The organism is Burkholderia sp. COPS, assembly GCF_019425585.1.
GTDB lineage: Bacteria > Pseudomonadota > Gammaproteobacteria > Burkholderiales > Burkholderiaceae > Burkholderia > Burkholderia cepacia.
Genome location: NZ_WIXR01000046.1, coordinates 22812 through 30732, shown reverse-complemented (window position 1 = coordinate 30732; position 7921 = coordinate 22812). Strand labels below are relative to the sequence as shown.

The 7921-nt window shown below is 67.7% G+C and carries 9 protein-coding genes; all 9 read left to right on the top strand.

Annotated features, from left to right (window positions below; translation table 11 throughout):
* The first annotated feature begins 38 nt into the window (after nt 1-38).
* On the top strand, nt 39-689 hold the full coding sequence (upp, locus tag FOZ70_RS30675; RefSeq protein WP_219707476.1) for a uracil phosphoribosyltransferase: 651 nt from the start codon (nt 39-41) through the stop codon (nt 687-689).
* A 218-nt stretch (nt 690-907) separates the two neighbouring features.
* Nucleotides 908-1636, top strand: a complete 729-nt coding sequence (locus FOZ70_RS30670; RefSeq protein ID WP_006478227.1) for a YebC/PmpR family DNA-binding transcriptional regulator — start codon at nt 908-910, stop codon at nt 1634-1636.
* A 104-nt stretch (nt 1637-1740) separates the two neighbouring features.
* Nucleotides 1741-3018 carry a phosphoribosylamine--glycine ligase gene (gene purD / locus FOZ70_RS30665; RefSeq protein ID WP_219707475.1) on the top strand — a complete coding sequence of 426 codons (1278 nt, stop codon included), beginning with the start codon at nt 1741-1743 and terminating at the stop codon, nt 3016-3018.
* 118 nt (nt 3019-3136) lie between these two features.
* Nucleotides 3137-4057, top strand: coding sequence for an oxygen-dependent coproporphyrinogen oxidase (hemF, locus tag FOZ70_RS30660; RefSeq protein ID WP_021161098.1), 921 nt, complete (start codon nt 3137-3139; stop codon nt 4055-4057).
* Between the two features lie 41 nt (nt 4058-4098).
* Complete coding sequence (locus tag FOZ70_RS30655) at nt 4099-4800, top strand: nicotinate-nucleotide adenylyltransferase (RefSeq protein ID WP_244116862.1); 702 nt, start codon at nt 4099-4101, stop codon at nt 4798-4800.
* Nucleotides 4801-4804: 4 nt separating this feature from the next.
* On the top strand, nt 4805-5248 hold the full coding sequence (gene rsfS / locus FOZ70_RS30650) for a ribosome silencing factor (RefSeq protein WP_219707474.1): 444 nt from the start codon (nt 4805-4807) through the stop codon (nt 5246-5248).
* 25 nt (nt 5249-5273) lie between these two features.
* On the top strand, nt 5274-5744 hold the full coding sequence (gene rlmH / locus FOZ70_RS30645; RefSeq protein WP_006484265.1) for a 23S rRNA (pseudouridine(1915)-N(3))-methyltransferase RlmH: 471 nt from the start codon (nt 5274-5276) through the stop codon (nt 5742-5744).
* Nucleotides 5745-5795: 51 nt separating this feature from the next.
* Nucleotides 5796-6428 carry a Maf family protein gene (locus tag FOZ70_RS30640; protein WP_059816116.1) on the top strand — a complete coding sequence of 211 codons (633 nt, stop codon included), beginning with the start codon at nt 5796-5798 and terminating at the stop codon, nt 6426-6428.
* A gap of 8 nt (nt 6429-6436) precedes the next feature.
* Nucleotides 6437-7906, top strand: coding sequence for a ribonuclease G (rng, locus tag FOZ70_RS30635; protein ID WP_021161094.1), 1470 nt, complete (start codon nt 6437-6439; stop codon nt 7904-7906).
* The last annotated feature ends 15 nt before the right edge of the window (nt 7907-7921 follow it).

Here is a 7921-nt window from a genome sequence, read left to right as displayed (position 1 = left end):
CCCCCGATCCTCTTTTGCCGCCAAGGCGCCCCCCCGTCATGAAACAGGACAGCCGTTTCCCGAATCTCTTCATCACCGATCACCCGCTGATCCAGCACAAGCTCACGCACATGCGCGACAAGGAAACGTCCACGCGCACGTTCCGCGAGTTGCTGCGCGAAATCACGCTGCTGATGGGTTACGAGATCACCCGCAACCTGCCGATTACCACCAAGCGGGTCGAAACCCCGCTCGTCGAGGTCGACGCGCCGGTGATCGCGGGCAAGAAACTGGCGATCGTGCCGGTGCTGCGCGCGGGCATCGGGATGTCGGACGGCCTGCTCGACCTGGTGCCGTCCGCGCGCGTCGGCCATATCGGCGTGTACCGCGCCGACGACCACCGCCCGGTCGAATACCTGGTGCGCCTGCCGGATCTGGAAGACCGCATCTTCATCCTGTGCGACCCGATGGTCGCGACCGGCTACTCGGCGGTGCACGCGGTCGACGTGCTGAAACGCCGCAACGTGCCGGCCGCGAACATCATGTTCGTCGCGCTGGTGGCCGCGCCCGAAGGCGTGCAGGTGTTCCAGGACGCACACCCCGACGTGAAGCTGTTCGTCGCGTCGCTCGATTCGCACCTGAACGAGCACGCGTACATCGTGCCGGGCCTGGGCGACGCGGGCGACCGCCTGTTCGGCACCAAGAACTGAGCCCCGGCACGGCCGCGTTGCGCGCGGCCCGGTCCGCGGCCGCCCACCCGGCCGTTCGGCCATGCGCGGCGGCCCCGATCCGGCGGTCGCCGCGTGATAAAATCTCGATCCACTCGACACGCGCGGCCCCCGCGGCTTCATGCCCGCCGACACGGCCGCCGACTCAACGACACATTGAAACAATCGCCCGCGCTGCGCGCCCGGGCACGGAGAAAGGTATGGCTGGTCATTCGAAATGGGCCAACATCAAGCATAAGAAGGCAGCGGCCGACGCGAAGCGCGGCAAGATCTGGACCCGCCTGATCAAGGAAATCCAGGTCGCGGCGCGCCTCGGCGGCGGCGACGTCAACTCGAACCCGCGCCTGCGTCTCGCGGTCGACAAGGCGGCCGACGCGAACATGCCGAAGGACAACGTCAAGCGCGCGATCGATCGCGGCGTCGGCGGCGCGGACGGCGCGAACTACGAGGAAATCCGTTACGAAGGCTACGGCATCAGCGGCGCGGCGATCATCGTCGACACGCTGACCGACAACCGCACCCGCACGGTCGCGGAAGTCCGCCACGCGTTCTCGAAGTTCGGCGGCAACATGGGCACCGACGGCTCGGTCGCGTTCATGTTCGATCACGTCGGCCAGTTCCTGTTCGCGCCCGGCACGTCGGAAGACGCGCTGATGGAAGCCGCGCTCGAAGCCGGCGCGAACGACGTGAACACGAACGACGACGGCTCGATCGAAGTGCTGTGCGACTGGCAGGCATTCTCGGCGGTGAAGGACGCGCTCGAAGCCGCGGGCTTCAAGGCCGAACTCGCCGAAGTGACGATGAAGCCGCAGAACGAAGTCGAATTCACCGGCGACGACGCGGCGAAGATGCAGAAGCTCCTGGACGCGCTCGAGAACCTCGACGACGTGCAGGACGTGTATACGAACGCCGTCATCGTCGAGGAATGAGATGCCGGCCGCCGCGCACCTGTTGCGGCGGCGGCCCGATCGAATCCGCGGCCGGCGCGCCTGAGCGTGCCGGCCGCCCTGTTTTCTAGTCTGCGGGGAATCCCATGAAACTACTCGTCGTCGGTTCCGGCGGCCGCGAACATGCGCTGGCGTGGAAGCTCGCGCAGTCGCCGCGCGTCCAGATGGTCTATGTCGCGCCCGGCAATGGCGGCACGGCACAGGACGAGCGTCTGAAGAACGTCGACATCACGGCGCTCGACGAACTCGCCGATTTCGCGGAAAGCGAAGGCGTCGCGTTCACGCTCGTCGGGCCGGAAGCGCCGCTCGCGGCCGGTATCGTCAACCTGTTCCGCGCACGCGGCCTGAAGGTCTTCGGCCCGACCCGCGAAGCCGCGCAGCTCGAGAGCTCGAAGGATTTCGCGAAGGCGTTCATGAAGCGCCACGGCATCCCGACCGCCGAGTACGAAACGTTCTCCGACGTGGCCGCCGCCCACGCGTACATCGACGCGAAGGGTGCGCCGATCGTCGTGAAGGCCGACGGCCTCGCGGCCGGCAAGGGCGTCGTCGTCGCGATGACGCTCGAAGAGGCCCACGCGGCCGTCGACATGATGCTGTCGGGCAACAAGCTCGGCGACGCCGGCGCGCGCGTCGTGATCGAGGAATTCCTCGACGGCGAGGAAGCCAGCTTCATCGTGATGGTCGACGGCAAGCACGCACTGGCGCTGGCTTCGAGCCAGGACCACAAGCGCCTGCTCGACGAGGATCGCGGCCCGAACACCGGCGGCATGGGCGCGTATTCGCCCGCGCCGATCGTCACGCCGCAGATGCACGCACGTGTGATGCGCGAGATCATCATGCCGACCGTGCGCGGGATGGAGAAGGACGGCATCCGCTTCACGGGCTTCCTGTATGCGGGCCTGATGATCGACAAGGAAGGCAATCCGCGCACGCTCGAGTTCAACTGCCGGATGGGCGACCCGGAAACGCAGCCGATCATGGCGCGCCTGAAGAGCGATTTCTCGAAGGTCGTCGAGCAGGCGATCGCGGGCACGCTCGACACGGTCGAGCTCGACTGGGACCGCCGCACCGCGCTCGGCGTCGTGCTGGCCGCGCACGGTTATCCGGACGCGCCGCGCAAGGGCGACCGCATCAACGGGATCCCGGCCGAGACCGAACAGGCGGTCACGTTCCATGCGGGCACGACGCTCGACGGCGACAAGCTGACGACGTCCGGCGGCCGCGTGCTGTGCGTGGTCGGCCTCGCCGATTCGGTGCGCGAAGCGCAGCAGCATGCGTACGACACGATCAACCAGATCAATTTCGAAGGCATGCAGTACCGCCGCGACATCGGCTTCCGCGCGCTCAACCGCAAGAGCGCGTAACGTTGCAACCGCCGCCCCGCCCGCGCGCGGCGGCAGCTCCTCTGCCGGGGTTCGATAGAATGCCCGGCAGATGCCTTTTTTACGGCCCCCGCTTCGCACGGAGGCACCCAGTCCAGACATGACCGATTCGACCTACGACGTGACGCGCGTGCGCACGTACCTTCAGGGCCTGCAGACACGCATCGCCGACGCGCTCGGCGCGCTCGACGGCACGCCGCTCGCGACCGATGCGTGGCAGCGCGGGCCGCAAGAGCGCCTGCGCGGCGGCGGCTGCACGCGGATTCTCGAAGGCGGCCGCGTGTTCGAGCGCGCGGGGATCGGTTTTTCCGACGTCGCGGGCGACGCGCTGCCGCCGTCGGCGAGCGCCGCGCGTCCGCAGCTGGCCGGCCGCGGCTTCGAGGCGCTCGGCGTGTCGCTGGTGCTGCACCCGCGCAATCCGTACTGCCCGACCGTGCACATGAACGTGCGGATGCTGATCGCGACGAAACCCGGCGAAGCGCCGGTCTTCTGGTTCGGCGGCGGGATGGATCTGACACCGGTTTATCCGTTCGAGGACGACGCGCGGCATTTCCACCAGACCTGCAAGGACGCGCTCGAGCCGTTCGGCGCCGAGCTCTATCCGCGTTTCAAGACGTGGTGCGACGAGTATTTCTTCCTGAAGCACCGCAACGAGACGCGCGGCGTCGGCGGGATCTTCTTCGACGATTTCTCCGAGCCCGGATTCGAACGCTCGTTTGAGATGATGCAAAGCGTCGGCGACGCGTTCCTGAACGCGTACCTGCCGATCGTCGAGCGTCGTGTCGCGCTGCCGTACGGCGAGCGCGAGCGCGACTTCCAGGCTTACCGGCGCGGCCGCTACGTCGAATTCAACCTCGTGTTCGACCGCGGCACGCTGTTCGGCCTGCAAAGCGGCGGCCGGACCGAATCGATCCTGATGTCGATGCCGCCGGTCGCGAACTGGCGCTACAACTGGCAACCCGAGCCGGGCTCGCCGGAAGCGCGCCTGAGCGAATTCCTCGTGCCGCGCGACTGGGTCTGAGCCCGCCGCGCCCCGCCGCCTCAAGAACAGGACACGTTTTTCTGGACACCATCGCCCGCCCCGCCCCGCTGCCGCGTCGTATCGGCCTGCTGGGCGGCACTTTCGACCCGATCCACGACGGCCATCTCGCGCTCGCGCGCCGGTTCGCCGGGCTGCTCGGCCTGACCGAACTCGTGCTGCTGCCCGCCGGGCAGCCGTACCAGAAGCGCGACGTGTCGGCCGCCGAGCATCGGCTCGCGATGACCCGCGCGGCCGCCGGCTCGCTGTCCCTGCCGGGCGTGACCGTGACCGTCGCCACCGACGAGATCGAGCACGCCGGCCCGACCTACACGGTCGAGACGCTCGCGCGCTGGCGCGCGCGGATCGGCCCGGACGCGTCGCTGTCGCTGCTGATCGGCGCCGACCAGCTCGTGCGCCTCGACACGTGGCGCGACTGGCGCACGCTGTTCGATTACGCGCACATCTGCGTGTCGACGCGCCCGGGCTTCGAGCTCGGCGCGGCGCCGCCGGACGTCGCGCGGGAAATCGCCGCGCGGCAGGCCGGCGCCGACGTGCTGAAGGCCACGCCGGGCGGCCACCTGCTGATCGATACGACCCTTTCGTTCGACATCGCCGCGACCGACATCCGCGCACACCTGCGCGAATGCATCGCGCGCCATGCACAAATGCCCGACGCATCGGCCGAGCATGTGCCGGCCGCCGTATGGGCCTATATTCTTCAACATCGCCTCTACCATTCCTGAATCCATGGATATTCGCAAACTGCAGCGCGTGATCGTCGACGCCCTCGAAGACGTCAAGGCGCAAGACATCAAGGTGTTCAACACCAGCCACCTGACCGAACTGTTCGACCGCGTGGTCGTCGCTTCGGGCACCTCCAACCGCCAGACCAAGGCGCTCGCGTCGAACGTGCGCGACAAGGTCAAGGAAGCCGGCGGCGACATCGTCAGCTCCGAAGGCGAGGACACCGGCGAATGGGTGCTGGTCGACTGCGGCGACGCGGTCGTGCACATCCTGCAACCGGCGCTGCGCCAGTACTACAACCTCGAGGAAATCTGGGGCGACAAGCCCGTGCGGATGAAGCTCGGCGGTGGCAAGGGCAACGGTTTCGCGACGGCGAGCGAAGACGACGAAGAAGAGGAAGAAGCGCCCGCACGCCCGGCGCGCAAGACGGCCGCCCGCCGCCGTTGAGCCCCGAGTCGTTACGCGTCTCCCGATGAAGCTTTTCATTCTTGCGGTCGGCCACAAGATGCCGGGCTGGATCGCGTCCGGCTTCGACGAATACACGAAGCGGATGCCGCCGGAACTGCGCATCGAGTTGCGCGAGATCAAGCCCGAACTGCGTTCGGGCGGCCGCAGCGCCGAGAGCGTGATGGCGGCCGAGCGGCAGAAGATCGAGGCCGCGTTGCCGAAGGGCGCGCGCCTCGTCGCGCTCGACGAGCGCGGCCGCGACTGGACCACGATGCAGCTCGCGCAGGCGCTGCCCGGCTGGCAGCAGGACGGCCGCGACGTCGCGTTCGTGATCGGCGGTGCCGACGGGCTCGATCCGGAACTGAAAGCGCGTGCCGACGTGCTGCTGCGCATCTCGAGCATGACGCTGCCGCACGGGATGGTGCGCGTGCTGCTCGCCGAACAGCTTTACCGGGCGTGGAGCATCACGCAGAATCACCCCTACCACCGCGCATGACGTGTCGTCCTCGAGACGCGCGCCTCGCGCGCTCACCGAGATAACGACACCATGCCGTCCAGCACGTCCCCCGCACTTTTCCCGACCCTTTACCTCGCTTCACAAAGCCCGCGCCGCCAGGAGCTGCTGCAGCAGATCGGCGTGCGCTTCGAGCTGCTGCTGCCGCGCCCCGACGAGGACGCCGAAGCGCTCGAGGCCGAACTGCCCGGCGAAGCCGCCGATGCCTACGTGCGGCGCGTGACCGTCGCCAAGGCCGAGGCCGCGCGTGCGCGCCTCGTCGCGAGCGGCAAGCCGGCCGCGCCGGTGCTGGTCGCCGATACGACCGTCACGATCGACGGCGCGATCCTCGGCAAGCCGGCCGACGCCGACGATGCGCTCGCGATGCTCACCCGCCTCGCGGGCCGCGAACACGCAGTCCTGACCGCCGTCGCCGTGATCGGCGCCGACGGCGAACTCCTGCCGCCCGCGCTGTCGCGCTCGTCGGTACGCTTTTCAAATGCATCGCGCGACGCGTTCGCCCGCTACGTCGACACCGGCGAGCCGTTCGGCAAGGCCGGCGCGTACGCGATCCAGGGGCGCGCGGCCGAGTTCATCGAGCGAATCGATGGTTCCCATTCAGGTATCATGGGTCTGCCCCTTTTTGAGACCGCGGCGCTGTTGCGCGCCGCGCGTGTCGCCTTCTGAATCCCACCATGAACGAAGAAATCCTGATCAACCTCACGCCGCAGGAAACGCGGGTCGCACTCGTCCAGCAAGGCGCGGTGCAGGAGCTTCACGTCGAGCGCACGCTGTCGCGCGGGCGGGTCGGCAACATCTATCTCGGCAAGGTCGTGCGCGTGCTGCCCGGCATGCAGTCGGCATTCATCGACATCGGCCTCGAACGCGCGGCGTTCCTGCACGTCGCCGACATCTGGCATCCGCGCCTCGCGGGCGAGCCGCAGTCGGGCACGCCGCACCAGCCGATCGAAAAGACCGTGTTCGAGGGCCAGACGCTGATGGTCCAGGTGATCAAGGATCCGATCGGCACGAAAGGCGCCCGGCTGTCGACGCAGGTCAGCATCGCGGGCCGCACGCTCGTCTACCTGCCGCAGGAGCCGCATATCGGCATCTCGCAGAAGATCGAGAGCGAGGCCGAGCGCGAAGCCGTGCGCGCACGGCTGACCGCCGTGATCCCGCCGGACGAGAAAGGCGGCTATATCGTGCGCACGATCGCCGAGGATGCAACTTCCGACGAACTCGCCGGCGACGTCACGTACCTGCGCAAGACGTGGGCGACGATCGTCGGGCAGGCGCAGCGGCTGCCGGCGACGAGCCTGCTGTACCAGGATCTCGATCTCGCGCAGCGCGTGCTGCGCGATTTCGCGAACGACGACACGACACGCATCCAGGTCGATTCGCGCGAGACCTACCAGCGCCTCTCCGAATTCGCGGCCGAGTTCACGCCGGCCGTGAGCCCGAAGCTGCACCACTACACGGGCGAACGGCCGCTGTTCGACCTGTACAACATCGAGACGGAGATCCAGCGCGCGCTGTCGCGCCGTGTCGACCTGAAGTCGGGCGGCTACCTGATGATCGACCAGACCGAGGCGATGACGACGATCGACGTGAACACGGGCGGTTACGTCGGTGCGCGCAACTTCGACGACACGATCTTCAAGACCAACCTCGAGGCCGCGCACACGATCGCGCGGCAGCTGCGGCTGCGCAACCTCGGCGGGATCATCATCATCGACTTCATCGACATGGAGAACGCCGAACATCGCGACGCGGTGTTGTCCGAGCTGAAGAAGGCGCTGTCGCGCGACCGCACGCGCGTGACGGTCAACGGCTTCTCCCAGCTCGGGCTCGTCGAGATGACGCGCAAGCGCACGCGCGAATCGCTCGCGCACGTGCTGTGTGAACCGTGCCCGACCTGCCAGGGCAAGGGCCAGGTGAAAACGTCGCGTACCGTGTGCTACGACATCCTGCGCGAGATCCTGCGTGAGTCGCGGCAATTCAACCCGCGCGAATTCCGCGTGATCGCCGCGCAGCAGGTGATCGACCTGTTCCTCGACGAGGAATCGCAACATCTCGCGATGCTGATCGACTTCATCGGCAAACCGGTGTCGCTGCAGGTCGAGTCGAATTTGAGCCAGGAGCAATACGACATCGTGCTGATGTAACGGCCGTTCGAGTCC

Bases quoted from the DNA above. Each gene is read 5' to 3' on its own strand.
- upp (WP_219707476.1), top strand. From the start codon at position 39: ATGAAACAGGACAGCCGTTTCCCGAATCTCTTCATCACCGATCACCCG.
- FOZ70_RS30670 (WP_006478227.1), top strand. From the start codon at position 908: ATGGCTGGTCATTCGAAATGGGCCAACATCAAGCATAAGAAGGCAGCG.
- purD (WP_219707475.1), top strand. From the start codon at position 1,741: ATGAAACTACTCGTCGTCGGTTCCGGCGGCCGCGAACATGCGCTGGCG.
- hemF (WP_021161098.1), top strand. From the start codon at position 3,137: ATGACCGATTCGACCTACGACGTGACGCGCGTGCGCACGTACCTTCAG.
- rsfS (WP_219707474.1), top strand. From the start codon at position 4,805: ATGGATATTCGCAAACTGCAGCGCGTGATCGTCGACGCCCTCGAAGAC.
- rlmH (WP_006484265.1), top strand. From the start codon at position 5,274: ATGAAGCTTTTCATTCTTGCGGTCGGCCACAAGATGCCGGGCTGGATC.
- FOZ70_RS30640 (WP_059816116.1), top strand. From the start codon at position 5,796: ATGCCGTCCAGCACGTCCCCCGCACTTTTCCCGACCCTTTACCTCGCT.
- rng (WP_021161094.1), top strand. From the start codon at position 6,437: ATGAACGAAGAAATCCTGATCAACCTCACGCCGCAGGAAACGCGGGTC.